Consider the following 16445-nt stretch of genomic DNA (forward strand, 5'->3'; position numbering starts at 1 on the left):
AGGGCAGCGACGAGGCGACGAGAGGGCTTCGTAACGATCGTGGAGGGGGTCACGATGTAGGGATCGGGCCCGTGTCAGACCGCCTTGAGCCGCCCGCCGGTGATCACTCGTCCGCTCTCCCCCGCCTCCGGGCACCACCTGCACCGACCGTGACGGCGTCCGGCGCCCTGCGGAGCAGTCCCCGCGCAGAACGGCTACACAGCGTGTGACCTGGGGCGCAGCTCCCCCGTCACCCCCGCGTCGTTGCGCCGAACGGGTGGACTCGGGCCGAGGTCACGGTGTCCGGGTCCAGCGGACCAGGACGTCGCACAGTGTGACCAGAGCCACAACCGCCGCCACGACGAACGGCTGCACGAGGACCGCGACCCAGGCCGTCAAGGTCACCTCGCCCGCCCCGGCGGCCGCCGGGGGCAGGGCGCTGCCCGTCCCGGCCGCCAGCAGGCTGGAGGCCAGCGCGCCGGCGAGGGCGGCGACGAAGACCGTCACCGGCGCCCGCCGGGCCCGCCGCAGGACCACGACCGCCGCCACCAGACCCACCAGGCCCGTGAGGACGCTGAACACGCCGTCCCGGGCCATCGGGTACACCGTCGAGGACGTGACGACGGGTTCGCCGACGAGCAGGGCCGCCGGGCGGCGCGTGAGCGACCACCAGACGAGACCGACGAGGAGACCGGCCACGGCCTGGCCGAACAGCAGGACGACACCGGTCCGGCGGGCCCCCGGCACCTCCCGCACCCCCGGGGCCGCCGGCCGCCTCACCCCAGGCACGAGGCGCCGAGCAGCTGCTTCAGGTCACCGAACAGCGCCGGGCTGGGGTTGACGCGCAGGGAGTCGTCCAGCCGCATCAGGGTCCCGGTCCCGCCACCGTTCTTCGTCAGCCGCAGCCGCACCTCGGTGGCCCCCCGGTGCGTCTCCAGCACCGTCTTGAGCTGCTCGACGACCCCGGCGGTGCAGCGCGCCGTCGGCAGCGTCACCGTGACCGGGACGCCGTCGGTGCTGGAGATGTCCGGCACCGTCAGCCCCGAGGCGTAGATCGTCGGGACCTCGTCACGCCGGTTGAGCCGGCCCTTGACGACGACGACGAGGTCCTCGGCCAGCAGCTGGGCCACGTCCGTGTACGCCTGCGGGAAGAACAGGCACTCGATGGCCCCGGCGAGGTCCTCGACCGTGACGATCGCCCAGTAGTTGCCCTGCTTGGTCGTCTTGCGCTGCAGGCCGGTGATCATGCCCGCGACGGTGATGTTCGAGCCGTCGGGTCGGGACTCGTCCTCCAGCAGCGCCGAGATCGAGACGTCGGAGGCGTTCTGCAGCAGCCGTTCCAGCCCGAACAGCGGGTGGTCGGAGACGTACAGGCCCAGCATCTGCCGCTCGTGGGCGAGCAGCTCGGTCTTCTCCCACTCGGGCAGGTCGGGGATGACGACCTCGAAACCGCCGCCCCCGGCCTCGTCCCCGCCCCCGAGACCGGCGAAGAGGTCGAACTGGCCGATGGCCTCGTTGCGCTTGACGTCCACGACGGCGTCGACGGCGTCCTCGTGCTTGGCGACCAGGGCGCGGCGCCGGTGCCCGAGGGAGTCGAAGGCACCGGCCTTGATGAGCGACTCGATCGTCCGCTTGTTGCACACGACGGCCGGCACCTTGGTGAGGAAGTCCTGGAAGGACTCGTAGCGGCCCTTGCCGGTGCGGGCCTCCACGACCGCCTCGACGACGTTGGCGCCGACGTTGCGGATGGCGGTCAGGCCGAAGCGGATGTCGGTGCCGACCGCGGTGAAGTTCGCGCTCGACTCGTTGACGTCCGGCGGCAGCACCTTGATGCCCATGCGGCGGCACTCGTTGAGGTACAGCGCCGACTTGTCCTTGTCGTCGCGCACCGAGGTGAGCACCGCGGCCATGTACTCGGCCGGGTAGTTGGCCTTGAGGTAGGCCGTCCAGTAGGAGACCAGGCCGTAGGCGGCCGAGTGGGCCTTGTTGAAGGCGTAGTCGGAGAAGGGGACGAGGATGTCCCACAGCGCCTTGACGCACTCCTTGCTGAACCCGTTGTCCAGCATGCCCCTCTCGAAGCCGACGAACTCGGCGTCGAGGACCTCGCGCTTCTTCTTGCCCATCGCGCGGCGCAGCAGGTCGGCCGAGCCGAGGGTGTACCCCGCGACCTTCTGCGCGATCGACATGACCTGCTCCTGGTACACGATCAGGCCGTAGGTCGTGCCGAGGATGTCCGCCAGGGGTTCTTCGAGCTCGGGGTGGATCGGGGTGATGGGCTCCTGGCCGTTCTTGCGCCGCGCGTACGCGGTGTGCGACCCGGCGCCCATCGGGCCGGGCCGGTACAGCGCGCCGACCGCGGAGATGTCCTCGAAGTTGTCCGGGCGCATGAGGCGCAGCAGGGACCGCATGGGGCCGCCGTCGAACTGGAAGACGCCGAGCGTGTCGCCGCGGCCGAGCAGGTCGAACGTCGCCGCGTCGTCGAGGTCGAGCTTCTCGAGGTCGACCTCCTCCTTGCCGTTGGCCACGACGTTCTTCAGGGCGTCGTCGAGGATCGTCAGGTTCCGCAGGCCGAGGAAGTCCATCTTGACCAGCCCGAGCGTCTCGCACGTCGGGTAGTCGAACTGCGTGATGATCGCGCCGTCGGCCTCGCGCTTCATGATCGGGATGAGGTCGATGAGCGGGTCGCTCGACATGATGACGCCGGCCGCGTGCACGCCCCACTGCCGCTTCAGGCCCTCCAGCCCGCGCGCGGTGTCGACGACCTTCACGACCTCGGGGTCGGCCTTGTACAGCTCGCGGAACTCCCCCGCCTCGGAGTACCGCTTGTGGTTCGGGTCGAAGATGCCCGACAGCGGGATGTCCTTGCCCATCACGGCCGGCGGCATCGTCTTGGTGATCCGGTCCCCCATGGAGAAGGGGAAGCCCAGGACGCGCGAGGAGTCCTTGACGGCCTGCTTGGCCTTGATCGTCCCGTACGTGACGATCTGGGCGACGCGGTCGGTGCCGTACTTGTCCACGACGTACTGGATGACCTCACCGCGGCGGCGCTCGTCGAAGTCGACGTCGAAGTCGGGCATCGACATGCGCTCGGGGTTGAGGAACCGCTCGAAGAACAGGCCGTGGCGCAGCGGGTCCAGGTCGGTGATCTTCATGGCGTACGCCGCCATCGACCCGGCACCGGACCCGCGGCCCGGACCGACCCGGATGCCGTTGGCCTTGGACCAGTTGATGAAGTCGGCGACGACGAGGAAGTACCCGGCGTACCCCTTGGAGGTGATGACCTCGATCTCGTAGTCGGCCTGCTTGCGGACGTCGTCGGGGATGGCGCCGTCGTAGCGGTAGCTCAGCCCCGACCAGACCTCCTTGACGAACCAGCTCTCCTCGTCCTCCCCCGGCGGGCAGGGGAAGCGGGGCATGTAGGCGCCGGTGGACTCGGTGAACTCGACCTCGCACCGCTCGGCGATGAGCAGCGTGTTGTCGCAGGCCTCGGGGTGGTCGCGCCACAGGTGGCGCATCTCGGCCGGGCTCTTGAGGTAGAAGTCGGTGGAGTCGAACTTGAAGCGCTTGGGGTCGGCCAGCGTCGAGCCGGACTGCACGCACAGCAGCGCCTCGTGGGCGCGGGCGTCCTGCGCGTGGGTGTAGTGCAGGTCGTTCGTCGCGACCAGCGGCAGCTCGAGGTCCTTGGCCAGCTTGAGCAGGTCGTCCTGGATGCGGCGCTCGATGTCGAGGCCGTGGTCCATGAGCTCGACGAAGAAGTTCTCGCGGCCGAAGATGTCGCGGTAGTCGGCGGCGGCCTGGCGCGCCTCGTCGTACTGGCCCAGGCGCAGGCGGGTCTGCACCTCCCCCGACGGGCAGCCGGTGGTGGCGATGAGCCCCTCGGAGTACTGCGAGAGCAGCTCGCGGTCCATGCGGGGCTTGTAGAGGAAGCCCTCCAGGCTGGCCAGGCTGCTCATCTTGAACAGGTTGTGCATGCCCCGGGTGTTGCTGGCCAGCATCGTCATGTGCGTGTACGACCCGGCCCCGGAGACGTCGTCACCGGAGCGGGCGCCCGGGTCGCCCCACTTCACGCGCGTCTTGTCCTGGCGCGCCGTCCCCGGCGTCAGGTACGCCTCGACGCCGACGATCGGCTTCACCCCGTGCTTCTTCGCCGTCTTCCAGAAGTCGTAGGCGCCGAAGACGAAGCCGTGGTCGGTCGTCGCGACCGCGGGCATGCCCATCTCGGCGGCGGTGGCGAAGAGGTCGTCCACCTTGGCCGCACCGTCCAGCATCGAGTACTCGGTGTGGACGTGCAGGTGGACGAACGAGTCCGCTGACGAGGACGGGGACGCCATGGGAGCGGGCCTCCAGGGGGACGAGGCGGGTGGGGCGAGGTGCGTGACGATGGTAGGCGCCGGGCCGGACACGAGCGGGTCCCGACACCCGCGCGGGAACGGTCAGTCGGCGAGGCGCTCCAGGGCCGTGGCCAGGTCGGCCGGGTAGGTGCTCGTGAACTCCACGGGCTGCCCGGTGCCGGGGTGGGCGAAGCCGAGGCGGACGGCGTGCAGCCACTGCCGGGTGAGTCCGAGACGGGCCGCCAGCGTCGGGTCCGCCCCGTAGGTGAGGTCCCCCACGCACGGGTGGCGCAGCGCGGCGAAGTGCACCCGGATCTGGTGCGTGCGCCCCGTCTCGAGGTGCACCTCGGCCAGGGCCGCGGCGCGGAAGGCCTCGAGGACCTCGTAGTGGGTGACGCTCGGCTTGCCGTCCGCGGTGACCGCGAACTTCCAGGCGCTGCCGGGGTGCCGGCCGACGGGGGCCTCGATGGTGCCGCGCAACGGGTCCGGGTGGCCCTGGACGAGCGTGTGGTAGACCTTCTCGACCGTCCGCTCCTTGAACGCGAGCTTCAGCGCGGTGTACGCGTGCTCGCTCTTGGCCACGACCATGAGGCCCGAGGTGCCGACGTCGAGGCGGTGCACCACGCCCTGCCGCTCGGCGGCCCCCGACGTCGCGATGCGGTACCCCGCGCCGGCGAGCCCGCCGACGACCGTCGGCCCCGTCCAGCCCGGGCTCGGGTGCGCCGCGACGCCCACGGGCTTGTCCACGACCACGAGGTCGTCGTCGTCGTGCACGACCGTCAGACCCTCGACGGTCTCGGCCACGACGGTCGGCGCCGCCGGCGGGTCGGGGACCTCGACCTCCAGCCACGACCCGGCGCGCAGCCGGTCGGACTTGCCGACGGCGGCCCCGTCGACGACCACGAGGCCGTCGGCGGTCAGCTCGGCGACGCGCGTGCGGGACAGACCCAGCAGGCGGGACAGGGCGGCGTCGACGCGCTCGCCCTCGAGGCCGTCGGGCACGGGCAGGCTGCGGACCTCAGGCACCGTCGGCCTCCGTCCGGGCGGGCGCGTCCGCCCCGGGGCGCTCGCGCGCCTCGCGGGTGCCGTCGAGGCCGACGCCCCGCACGGCGAGGACGGCGATGCAGACGGCGGCCACGCAGATGCTGGCGTCGGCGACGTTGAAGATCGGCCAGTGCGGAAGCTGCAGGAAGTCCACGACGTGACCGCGCGCGAAGCCCGGGGCGCGCAGCAGGCGGTCGGTGAGGTTGCCCGTCGCACCGGCCAGGAGGAAGCCGAGGGCCAGGGCCCACGGCAGGCTGCGCAGCTTGCGGGACACGCGGACCACCACGACCACGACCACGGCCGCGAGGACCGTGAAGATCCACGTCGCCCCGGTGGCGAAGCTGAAGGCCGCCCCGGGGTTGCGGATGAGGTGGAACTGCAGCACCTCGCCGACGAAGGGCCGTGCGACCCCCGGTTCGAGGGTGGCCACGGCCACGACCTTGGTCACCTGGTCCAGCGCGTAGACGACGGCCCAGACGAGGAACGTCCACAGGGTTCGTCGTGGCCGCGGGTGCGCGGACGGGGCGGGGTGGTCGGGGGGCGTCTCGGCTGGGCTCATGGCGGGGCTAGTCTCCCACGAGCGCCTCCCCCTGCCGGGACCGCGAGGCCCGGCAGGGGTGGCGGCGCCGACCTCGGGCCGGCTGGGGTCGGCGTGGGGTCAGCGACGCTCGGCGCGCGACTTGCAGGGCATGCAGAGCGTGACCCGGGGGAAGGCCTGCAGCCGGGCCTTGCCGACGGCCCCGCTGCAGGACTCGCAGACGCCGTAGGCGCCGGAGGACATCCGCACGAGCGCGCGCTGGGTCTGCTCCAGCAGGTCGCGGGCGTTGTTGACGATCGTCATCTCGTGCTCGCGACCGGCCGTCGTGGCACCGTGATCGACCTGGTCGTCGCCGGACCCCTCGCCGCTGGAGCGCACCAGGGCGGAGAAGGAGGAGGTGGCGTCGTCGAGCTGGCGGGTGAGCCGGTCCACCTCCGACATGAGCTCGGAGCGGACCTGCGCGAGCTCCTCGGGGGTCCAGGCCTCCTCGGAGTCCCGCACCGGCAGCTCGCGGACCGCGGCGGCCCGGGCCGCCCGGCCCGTCGCCGCCCCCGCCGTCGCGGTCGGCTCCGTCGTCCCCGCAGACACTCCGTGCACCGTGGTCCCCCCTCTCGTCGTGCGGCCGTGCTGCCGCGTGCGGGAGACACTAGGGACTATCACCCTGTGTGAGCAAGTGGAAACAGAAAGTTGTCGAGACTGACCTCTTCGGGTGGCCGGTGCTCCGTCCGCGGCCCCGCCGGTGCTGGGGTGGAACGACGACAGCCGCCACCCCGAGGGGCGGCGGCTGTGGCGGAGCGGGGCGGGTCAGCGCGAGACGGCGTCGTCCGGGACGACGCGGGCGACGCGGCGCAGGTCGTCCAGCTGGGAGGAGATGAACTGCTCGAGCTGCTCGCGGTACGTGCTCTCCCGGCCGTGCAGCTGGGTGATGCTCTCCTCCAGGGCGACGCGACGCCCCTCCAGCTCACCCAGGGTGCGGTCGCGGCGCGCCTCGGCCTCGGCCACCACGCGCTCGGCCTGCTCCTGCGCACCCAGCACGAGGGCGTCGCGCTGGGACTCGCCCTCGCGGACGTACTCGTCGTGCAGGCGCTGGGCGAGGGCGATGACGCCGGCGGCACGGGTGGTGGCGTCGCCCCCGTCGGGCTGGGCGGCGGCCGCGGCGACGAGGGCCGGTTGCGGCTCCGGCTCGGGCTCGGGCTCGGGTGCCTTCTCCAGCACCGGGGCCTCGGTGGCCTCGGCCGGGGCGGTCTGGGTGCCGGGACGGCTGAGCTCGGTGACCCGGGACTGGCACTGCGTGAGCTGCCCGCGCAGCTCGGAGTTCTCGGCGTTCAGGCGGCGCAGCTCGGCGACGACCTCGTCGAGGAAGTCGTCGACCTCGTCCTGGGCGTACCCCTCACGCACGCGCGTGGGGTTGAAACGCTTCTCGACGACGTCTTCCGGGGTGAGCGGCATCTTCAACACCTCTGCTGGCGGGCGGGTTGCGAGCGGGACCGCCGGGCGGGCGGCGGACCAGGGCTCACCGTAGCGGACGTGATCGGCCTCGACCGGATGGACCGGTGCCCGCCCGCGGACGTCAGGGCAGGGCGGACAGGGCAGCGCGCTGGGACAGCCCGTCGAACGTCGGCATGAGGATCGAGCAGAGGATCGCCAGGACGAGGAAGGCGAGGTCGAGCTGGACGGCGCCGAGGCGCAGCGGCGGCAGGACCCGGCGCAGCGCCTTCAACGGCGGGTCGGTCACCGTGTAGACGACCTCGGCGAGCACGAGCACGACCCCCCGGGGCCGCCACTCGCGCGAGAGCGCCTGCACCCAGTCCAGGACCAGGCGCCCGATGAGGCAGATGAAGAACAGCAGGACGACGATTTCGAGGAGCTTGAAGACCACGGCCACGTCATCATCCTGCCTGATCGGAGCGGCGGGCGGCGCCCTGCGCCACCCGTCAGGACTGGTTGAAGAAGGTGCGCTCCACCGGGCGCTCCTCCTCCTGGGTGGCGACCTCGACGTTCTGCGGCGACAGCAGGAAGACCTTGTTCGTGACGCGCTCGATCGCCCCGTGCAGGCCGAAGACGAGACCGGCGGAGAAGTCGACGAGGCGCTTGGCGTCGGAGTCGTCCATGTCCGTCAGGTTCATGATGACCGGCACGCCCTCGCGGAACGACTCACCGATGATCTTGGCCTCGTTGTACGTGCGCGGGTGGATCGTCGTGATGCGGTGCAGCTCCGCGGACGCCGAGGTGGTCGGGGAGCTGGAGGTCTGGGAGACCACGTGGGCCACCTGCTTCCTGATCGGGGTCACCTGGGCCGTGGTCGCGACGCGGCGCTCGGGCGCCGGCTCCGGACGGGGGTCGTGCCGCACCTCCAGGCGCGGTTCGGGACGCGGCTGCTCCCGCGGTTCGGGACGGGCCGCGGTGGTCGTCTCGGCCCGCGGACGGGTCTGGTCGACCTCGGCGTCCTCGGCGTAGCGGTCGTCCTCGGCCAGGCCGAGGTAGACCATCGCATTGCGCAGCGCGCCGGCCATCGCAGGCTCCTCGGGATCGTGCTCGTGGGGCGTCGGGTGGTGCTCGGGTGGTGCTGGGGTGCTTCGCGAGGTCCCCTCCGGGGAGGGGACCTGGACCCGGACGCTACCGCGCGCCGGGACGAGATCCGAGGATGGCGCTGCCGACACGCAGGTGTGTCGCCCCGGCCGCGACGGCCTGCTCGAGGTCGCCGCTCATGCCCGCCGAGACCTCGACGGCACCGGGGTGCTCCGCGCGCACGCGCCGCGCGGCGCGGGACAGCTCGGCGAAGGCCCGCGCGGGGTCCACGCCCCGGGGGGCCACCGCCATGACGCCGCGCAGCTCCAGGTCCTCGCCCGCCGCGACGGCGTCGGCCACGCGCAGCACGTCGTCACCGGCCGCTCCCCCGCGGTCGGCGCCCGCGTCGAGACCGAGCCCCGCGGCGAGGTCGACCTGCACGAAGCACCCGACCCGGCGCCCGGCGTCGGCGGCCCCGGCCTGCAGCGCGGCGGCCAGCCGGGGGCGGTCGACGGAGTGCACGACGTCGGCGTAGCGGGCCACGGACCGCGCCTTGTTCGTCTGCAGCTGGCCCACGAAGTGCCAGCGCAGGTCGGGCAGGTCCGGCGCGAGCTCGGCCGCCTTGGCGGAGGCCTCCTGGTCCCGGCTCTCCCCGACGTCGCGCACGCCGAGGTCCGCGAGCCGGCGCACGTCGTCGGCGGGGAAGAACTTCGTCACGACGACGAGCCTGAGCCGGTCCGGGTCGCGGCCGGCGGCACCGGCGGCGGCCCGCACGCGGTCGGTGGTGCGCGCCAGGGCGGCGGCGAGCTCCTCGGTGCGGGTCACGCCAGCACCACGACCCCGGCCGACCGGCCGGTCGTGCCGTCGCGGCGGTAGGAGAAGAGGTCGTCGTGCTCGAGCGTGCAGCGGGCCACGTCCCGGGACGGGACGCCCAGCTCGGCCAGCTGGGCCCGCACCCCGGCGGCGACGTCGACGGAGGCGGTCCCCCAGCGGGTGCGGGAGCGGGCCGCCGGCACGACCGCGGCGACGTCGTCGGCCATGGCTGCGGGGACCTCGTAGCACCCACCGCAGACCGAGGGCCCGAGCGCGGCGACCAGGTCGCGGGCACCGGCGCTGCGCAGCGCGGCCACCAGGGAGGGGACGACCCCGGCGACGAGCCCGGGTCGGCCGGCGTGCGCGACGCCGACGACCCCGGCCGCGGCGTCGACGAGCAGGACGGGCACGCAGTCGGCCACGACGATGGCGAGGGCGATGCCCGGGACGCGGGTGAGGAGGGCGTCGGCCTCCGGGGCCGACGCCGGCGGGCTGACGACCTCCACGACGTCCGCGCCGTGCACCTGGTGCGGGACGACGAGGGCGTCCGCCCCGAGGCTGCGGCGCAACGCCTCCCGGTGGGCGGAGACCACGGCGGGATCGTCCCCCACGTGGTCGCCGAGGTTCAGCCCGGCGTAGGGGGCCTGCCCGCCACCACCGGCGCGGGTGGTGAACCCGCCGCGGACGCCGGCCGGCAGACCGGCGTCCAGCAGCGGGACGGTGCTCAGGGAGCGGTCGGTACCCACCTCAGGAAACCGCGGGGCTCACTTGAGGAAGTCGGGCACGTCCAGGTCGTCCTCCTCCGGCCGGGGCCGGCTCGGACGACGCGAGGCCGCGGTGTCCTGCGGCAGCTCGATGATGCGCGGCACCTGGACCGGGTCCGGGGACGGCGCGGCCTGGGGGGCCTGGGCGTGCTGCGGCTGCTGCGGTTCCGCGGGCTGCTGGGTGTGGTGCTGAGCCGGTGCCGCGTAGGACGGGGACTGCTGCTGGGTGTACTGCTGCTGGGTGTACTGCGGCTGCCCGTACTGCGGCTGGGCGTACTGCGGCTGGGTGTGCTGCGGCTGCTGCTGGGTGTGCTGGGGCTGCTGCGCCGGGGCGTGCGCGGGCTCGGGGGTGCCCGGGCGGGTCGTGCGCGGCGGGACGGCGCTGGCCGGCACCGGGCGGCCGGAGACCTGGCCCAGAGCCCGCTCGTCGCGACGGCTCTTCGGCGTCCCGGCGTCGAAACCGGCGGCGATGACGGTGACGCGCACCTCGTCGCCGAGCGCGTCGTCGATGACCGTCCCGAAGATGATGTTGGCCTCGGGGTGCGCGGCCTCCTGGACCAGGCGGGCGGCCTCGTTGATCTCGTACAGACCGAGGTCGGAACCACCCTGGATGGACAGCAGGACGCCGTGGGCGCCGTCGATGCTGGCCTCCAGCAGCGGGGAGTTCACGGCGGCCTCGGCCGCGTGGATGGCCCGGTCGTCACCGCGCGCGGACCCGATGCCCATGAGGGCGGACCCGGCCCCCTGCATGACCGACTTCACGTCGGCGAAGTCGAGGTTGATCAGACCCGGGGTGGTGATGAGGTCGGTGATGCCCTGGACACCGGACAGCAGGACCTGGTCGGCGGACTTGAAGGCGTCCAGGATGCTGACCTGGCGGTCGGAGATCGACAGCAGCCGGTCGTTCGGGATGACGATGAGGGTGTCGACCTCGTCGCGCAGCTCGGCGATGCCGCTCTCGGCGGAGTTCGCGCGGCGGCGGCCCTCGAAGACGAAGGGGCGGGTCACGACGCCGATCGTCAGGGCGCCGAGGGAGCGCGCGATGCGGGCCACGACCGGCGCACCGCCGGTACCGGTGCCACCGCCCTCGCCGGCGGTGACGAAGACCATGTCGGCACCCTTGAGCACCTCCTCGATCTCCTCGGCGTGGTCCTCGGCGGCCTTGCGGCCCACCTCGGGGTCGGCGCCGGCGCCGAGCCCCCGGGTGAGCTCGCGGCCGACGTCGAGCTTGACGTCGGCGTCCGACATCAGGAGCGCCTGGGCGTCGGTGTTCACGGCGATGAACTCGACGCCCTTGAGGCCGACCTCGATCATCCGGTTGACCGCGTTCACACCACCGCCGCCGACGCCGACGACCTTGATGACCGCTAGGTAGTTCTGCGGAGCTGCCACGGTGGTTGCCTCTCGCCTCTTTCGCCTGGTCCGTCTGTGCTGCGAAACCCTGACCCTCAAGTAGAGGGTCAACGTTATGTCACGTGCTGCTGGGTGGTGACCGTAGGGATCGGGACGGGGCAAAGGCAACCGCAGCCCCGGCGTGTCGCGACAACACGTCGTTCGAACGCACGTCAGACCGCGACCGCGACGCCGAGTGACGACAGATTGACGTGCAGTCGTCACCCTCGGGTGGGTCGCGGCCCGTCGTCACCGCGGTCGGCGCCGCCACCGGTGCGGGCCGGCGGCGGGTCCGGGCGGGTCAGGGGGTGACGGCGGGCGCGTCCGGCGCGGAGACGTCGACGCGCTGCGCCGAGTCGACGGTCGGGTCGGCGAGCATCCGCAGCAGCACCTCGGCCTTGCGCTCGGGACGGCCGGCGTCGCCCCAGACCACCGCGGGCCCGTCCGCGACGTGCAGCACGACACCGTCCGGGCCCGTCGCGGAGATGGAGGCGACCTCGCGGCGCAGCGCGTCCGAGATCGAGGCATTGACGGCGATCGCGGCCCGCAGGGCGCCGTCCCCGGCCCGCGCGACGTCGACGTCCAGGGTCGGGACGCCCGCGGGGGCCGCGGCGGCGTGGACGAGGACGTTGCCCTCCCCGTCGACGAGGTCCACTCCCCCTGTCGTCGAGGGCACCGCCGCGACGGCCTGCCGCTCGTGGACGCGCACGACGAGCGTGGAGGGCCAGGACCGGGAGACGTCGACGCTCTGGACGAGGGGCAGCGCCGTCAGGGAGCGCGAGAGGGACCGCACGTCGACACGGGCGAGCGGGGTGCCCTCCAGACCCCGCAGGACGCGCTGCACGGCGGCGGGGTCGGTCCGCGCCACCCCGGTGGTGCGGACCTGCTCCACGCGCAGCCACGGCGAGGACAGCAGGACCCAGCCGGCCGCGACGAGGACGACGAGGAGCCCCGCCAGCACGAGGAGGGACCGGCGCCCGGGACGCCAGCGGCGGGCGCGGCGGGCCCCGGCGAGGTCGGCGACGCGGGCGCGGGCCCCACCGGCCGGCCGACCCCGGGACGGCGCGGGGCGGGGGGCCGGTGCCGGGCGGGCCGGGCGGACGGGCCGGGACGGGCCGGCGGGTCGGGCCGGGCGGACGGGGGTGGTGTCCGCGGCGCGGGCGGCCCGGCGCCGCTGGGGGGCTCCGGTCACCTTCGGCGGCTGCTCGACCGGTGCCGCGGGCGGCTGCCGGGGGCGGGTGGGGCGCGCCATCAGCGCCGCCCCAGGGCCTGCAGGACCCGCGGACCGAGGGTCGTGACGTCCCCCGCCCCCACGGTCAGCAGCAGGTCGCCCGGGCGCACGAGGTCCGCGAGGACCCCGGTCGCGTCCTCCAGGCGCGGCACGTACCGGACGTGGCCGGCCCCCAGGGGGACGGCGTCGGCGACCAGGGCGCCGGTCACGGCCGGGTCGGGGTCCTCGCGCGCGACGTAGACGTCGAGCACGACGACCTCGTCGGACAGCGCGAGCGCCTGCCCGAACTCGCGCGCGAAGGTGCGCGTGCGGCTCACCAGGTGCGGCTGGAAGACGGTGAGGACCCGCCCGTCCCCCGCGACCGGGCGGGCGGCGCGCAGCAGCGCCTCGACCTCCGTGGGGTGGTGGCTGTAGTCGTCGACGACGCGGACCCCGGCGGCCTCGCCCTTGAGCTCGAACCGGCGCCGGGCGCCCCCGAAGGAGGCGAGGCCGGCCAGGACGGCGTCCGGGTCGGCGCCGAGCTCGACGGCGGCGCAGTAGGCCGCGGCGGCGTTGCGCAGGTTGTGCTCACCGGGCACGGCGAGCCGCAGCTCCCGCTCCCCCGTCCCGTCGTCCAGCCGCGCGGTCGGGGCCGCCCCCGCTCGCACGTCGGTCAGGGCGACGTCGGCGGTGGGGCTCGTGCCGTACGTGCGGACCCGGACGCCCCGGGCGCGGGCGCGGTCGGCGAGGGCGGCGGACCCGGCGTCGTCGGCGCAGGCGACGAGCAGGCCACCCGGCTGCAACCGGGCCAGGAACTCCTCGAAGGCCGCGGTGTACGCCTCGGCGGTGCCGTAGTGGTCCAGGTGGTCGGGTTCGACGTTGGTGACGACGTCGACGACGGGGGCGTACTCGCGGAACGAGCCGTCCGACTCGTCGGCCTCGGCGACGAACGGGCCGGACCCGTCGCGGGCCCCGCCGTCCGTGCCGCCGGTCAGCTCCCCGCCGATCGCGTAGGACGGGTCCAACCCGGCGGTCACGAGCGCGACGGCCAGCATCGAGGTCGTCGTCGTCTTGCCGTGCGTCCCGGCCACCGCCACGCCCCGCCGGCCGGTCATCAGCGAGGCCAGGGCCTGGGAGCGGTGCAGCACGCGCAGCCCGCGCTCGCGCGCGGCGACGAGCTCGGGGTTGGTCTCCCGGACCGCCGAGCTCACGACCAGCGTGTCCCCGGTGCCGAGGTCGGCGAGGTTGGCGGCGTCGTGCCCCACGTGGGTGCGGACGCCGAGCTCGGCCAGCCGGTGCAGCGTCGGGGAGTCGACGGCGTCGGTGCCGGAGACCTGCACGCCGCGGGCGGCCAGGAGCCGCGCGACACCGGACACGCCGACCCCCCCGAGCCCCAGGAGGTGGACGCGCCCGAGGTCGGCCGGTGCCGGCGGGGCGCTCACCGGGCCCCTGCCCCGGCCGCCGCCTCGACGAGGTCGACGAGCCGCTCGTCGCCGTCGAGGACGCCGAAACCGGCGGCGGCCCCAGCGGCGGCGGCCAGGGCGGCGCGGTCGGACAGCAGCGGCAGCACGCGAGCGTGGACGAAGGCGGGGTCGAGGTCGGCGTCGGCGACGAGCACGCCGCCGCCGGCCGCCACGACGGACTCGGCGTTGCGCCGCTGCTCACCGTTGCCGATGGGCAGCGGGACGTAGACCCCGGGCAGCCCGAGGGCGGTCAGCTCGCTGACGGTCCCCGCGCCGCTGCGCCCCACGACGAGGTCGGCCGCGGCGTAGGCGGTGTCCATGCCGTCGAGGTACTCGCGGACGACGTAGCGGGACGTGTCGGTCCCCTCCGGCAGCGGCACCGCCTTGCCCCGGCCGCAGGCGTGCAGCACCTGCGAGCCCGCGGCGAGCAGGTCGGGGGCGCACGCACCCAGGACGTCGTTGATGCGCTGCGCGCCGAGGGAACCGCCCGTCACCAGCAGCGTCGGGGTGTCGGGGTCCAGACCCAGCTCGCGGCGGGCGGTGCGGCGCAGCGCCTCGCGGTCGGCGGCGCGGGCGAGGCCGGCGACCTCGGTGCGCAGCGGCATCCCGGTGTGCACGGCCCCGCGCAGGGGCGTGCCGGGGAACGTCACGGCCGTGCTGCGCGCCCACCGGGCACCCAGGCGGTTGGCGACCCCCGGCAGGGCGTTCTGCTCGTGCACGACGACGGGCACCCCGGCCCGGCGGGCGGCGAGGTAGGCGGGGACGGCGACGTACCCGCCGAACCCCACGACGACGTCGGCCCGCACGTCGCGGATCGCCCGCGCCGCGCCGGCGACGGCCGAGCGCAGCCGGCCGGGCAGGCGCAGCAGGTCACCCGAGGGCTTGCGGGGCAGCGGGACGCGGGGCACGACGGCGAGCTCGTAGCCGCGCTCGGGCACGAGGCGCGCCTCCAGGCCCTGGGCCGTCCCGAGGACGAGGACGCCGGCCCCGGGGTCGCGACGGCGCAGGGCGTCGGCGGTGGCGAGCAGGGGCGCGACGTGACCCGTCGAGCCGCCGCCGGCGAGCAGGACGTTCACCGCGCCGCCTTCCCCGCGCGGGCCCGTCCGGCACGCGGGCGGCCCGGTCCGCGGTGCGGCAGCACGGCCAGCGAGCGCGCCACGACCGACTCCCGCGCGCGGATCGCCTCGGGCGCCCCCGGTTCGGCGCGCGCGAACGAGAGCAGGACGCCGATGCCGAGCAGCGTGAGCACCAGGGCGGACCCGCCGGCGGAGATGAGCGGCAGCGGGACGCCGATGACGGGCAGCAGGCTCAGGACGACCCCCATGTTGATGAGCGCCTGGCCCAGGATCCAGGCACCGATCCCGGCGACGGCGAGCTTGGTGTAGAGGTCCTGCGAGCGCCGGACGAGCCGCATCACCACGAGGGCGATGACGCCGAACAGGACGAGGATCGTCAGCGTGCCGGGCAGGCCCAGCTCCTCACCGATGATCGCGAAGATGAAGTCGTTGTGGGCTTCGGGCAGCCAGGACCACTTCTCCCGCGAGGCCCCCAGGCCCAGGCCCCAGAACCCGCCCGAGGCCAGGGCGTACTGGCCCTGCACCGGTTGCCACCCCAGCCCCCGGATGTCCTGCGTCGAGGCGGCGCCGGAGAGCCAGTGGGAGACGCGGTTCATGCGGTTCTCGCTGGTGACGACCGCGAGGACGGCGACGCCCGCGGTCACGGCACCGGCGAGGAGGAACCAGCGGCCGGGGATGCCCGCCACCCACAGCATGACGACGACGACGGCCATCATGATGAGCGCGGTCCCGAGGTCGCGGGTGAGCAGGACGAGCCCCACGGTGAGCCCGACGGGCAGCGCCATCGCGCCGAGCAGCTTGGCCGGCTCGCCCAGGCAGTCGCGGCGACGGGACAGGGCGAGGGCGAGGGCGAGGATGAGGGCGATCTTCGCCGCTTCGGACGGCTGCGCCTGGAAACCGCCCAGGACGATCCAGTTCCGGTTGCCGTTGACGACCTTGCCGACCCCGGGCACGAAGACGAGCAGCTGCAGGAGCGCCGCGCCGACGAGGGCGGGCAACGCCAGGCGTCGCCACGTCCGGGCCGGGACGCGGCTCGCGACCGTGAGCACGATCGCGCCCAGGACCGCGTACATCGCCTGGTTCTTGAAGTAGAAGTACGGGGTCCCGTACTCCGTCAACGACTCGACGCTGGAGCTGGACAGCACCATGACCAGCCCGATGACGACGAGCACGGACGTGGTGGCCAGCAGCACGTGGTGCGTCGCGAGCGGGGAGTCGAGCAACCGGGTCCGCTCCCGGACCCACTCCCCGACCGCGTCGAGCGCGGCGGGCCGGCGCCAGCGGTCCCAGCCCGAGACGCGCGGGCGCGCTCCCTCGACGGCCACGG

The 16445-nt window shown here is 74.2% G+C and carries 15 protein-coding genes; all 15 read right to left on the reverse strand.

What is annotated here, in order from left to right; all coding sequences use genetic code 11:
• Positions 1–273 precede the first annotated feature (273 nt).
• Positions 274–759, reverse strand: coding sequence for a hypothetical protein (locus tag AB2L28_RS00330; RefSeq protein ID WP_370716736.1), 486 nt, complete (start codon positions 757–759; stop codon positions 274–276).
• A complete protein-coding gene (gene dnaE, locus AB2L28_RS00335) occupies positions 756–4310 on the reverse strand; it encodes a DNA polymerase III subunit alpha (RefSeq protein ID WP_370716737.1) in 3555 nt (1184 codons plus the stop codon). The genes AB2L28_RS00330 and dnaE overlap by 4 nt, the downstream gene beginning before the upstream one ends.
• Before the next feature lie 102 nt (positions 4311–4412).
• Positions 4413–5336 carry an RluA family pseudouridine synthase gene (locus AB2L28_RS00340; RefSeq protein ID WP_370716738.1) on the reverse strand — a complete coding sequence of 308 codons (924 nt, stop codon included), beginning with the start codon at positions 5334–5336 and terminating at the stop codon, positions 4413–4415.
• Positions 5329–5913, reverse strand: coding sequence for a signal peptidase II (gene lspA, locus AB2L28_RS00345; protein WP_370716739.1), 585 nt, complete (start codon positions 5911–5913; stop codon positions 5329–5331). The genes AB2L28_RS00340 and lspA overlap by 8 nt, the downstream gene beginning before the upstream one ends.
• 99 nt (positions 5914–6012) lie before the next feature.
• Entirely contained in the window at positions 6013–6489 is a 477-nt protein-coding gene (locus AB2L28_RS00350) for a TraR/DksA family transcriptional regulator (RefSeq protein ID WP_370716740.1), read from the reverse strand.
• 207 nt (positions 6490–6696) lie between these two features.
• Positions 6697–7341 carry a DivIVA domain-containing protein gene (locus AB2L28_RS00355; RefSeq protein WP_370716741.1) on the reverse strand — a complete coding sequence of 215 codons (645 nt, stop codon included), beginning with the start codon at positions 7339–7341 and terminating at the stop codon, positions 6697–6699.
• Positions 7342–7462: 121 nt separating this feature from the next.
• Positions 7463–7777 (reverse strand): YggT family protein, encoded by a 315-nt coding sequence (locus AB2L28_RS00360; RefSeq protein ID WP_370716742.1) that lies wholly within the window; start codon positions 7775–7777, stop codon positions 7463–7465.
• Positions 7778–7826: 49 nt separating this feature from the next.
• Entirely contained in the window at positions 7827–8405 is a 579-nt protein-coding gene (locus tag AB2L28_RS00365; RefSeq protein WP_370716743.1) for a cell division protein SepF, read from the reverse strand.
• 103 nt (positions 8406–8508) lie between these two features.
• Positions 8509–9225 carry a YggS family pyridoxal phosphate-dependent enzyme gene (locus AB2L28_RS00370; RefSeq protein ID WP_370716744.1) on the reverse strand — a complete coding sequence of 239 codons (717 nt, stop codon included), beginning with the start codon at positions 9223–9225 and terminating at the stop codon, positions 8509–8511.
• Positions 9222–9959 (reverse strand): peptidoglycan editing factor PgeF, encoded by a 738-nt coding sequence (pgeF, locus tag AB2L28_RS00375; protein ID WP_370716745.1) that lies wholly within the window; start codon positions 9957–9959, stop codon positions 9222–9224. Before pgeF ends, AB2L28_RS00370 begins: the two co-directional genes overlap by 4 nt.
• Before the next feature lie 18 nt (positions 9960–9977).
• Complete coding sequence (gene ftsZ / locus AB2L28_RS00380) at positions 9978–11369, reverse strand: cell division protein FtsZ (RefSeq protein ID WP_370716746.1); 1392 nt, start codon at positions 11367–11369, stop codon at positions 9978–9980.
• Between the two features lie 301 nt (positions 11370–11670).
• A complete protein-coding gene (locus AB2L28_RS00385) occupies positions 11671–12561 on the reverse strand; it encodes a cell division protein FtsQ/DivIB (RefSeq protein ID WP_370716747.1) in 891 nt (296 codons plus the stop codon).
• Between the two features lie 59 nt (positions 12562–12620).
• Positions 12621–14021, reverse strand: coding sequence for a UDP-N-acetylmuramate--L-alanine ligase (murC, locus tag AB2L28_RS00390; RefSeq protein ID WP_370716748.1), 1401 nt, complete (start codon positions 14019–14021; stop codon positions 12621–12623).
• The gene (gene murG, locus AB2L28_RS00395; RefSeq protein WP_370716749.1) at positions 14018–15118 is read right to left on the reverse strand and encodes an undecaprenyldiphospho-muramoylpentapeptide beta-N-acetylglucosaminyltransferase; all 1101 of its coding nucleotides are present in this window, start codon (positions 15116–15118) and stop codon (positions 14018–14020) included. Before murG ends, murC begins: the two co-directional genes overlap by 4 nt.
• Positions 15115–16443 (reverse strand): putative lipid II flippase FtsW, encoded by a 1329-nt coding sequence (gene ftsW, locus AB2L28_RS00400; RefSeq protein ID WP_370716750.1) that lies wholly within the window; start codon positions 16441–16443, stop codon positions 15115–15117. The genes murG and ftsW overlap by 4 nt, the downstream gene beginning before the upstream one ends.
• Positions 16444–16445: the final 2 nt, after the last annotated feature.

Origin of the sequence: Kineococcus mangrovi, from assembly GCF_041320705.1 — a bacterium.
Taxonomy (GTDB): Bacteria; Actinomycetota; Actinomycetes; order Actinomycetales; family Kineococcaceae; genus Kineococcus; species Kineococcus mangrovi.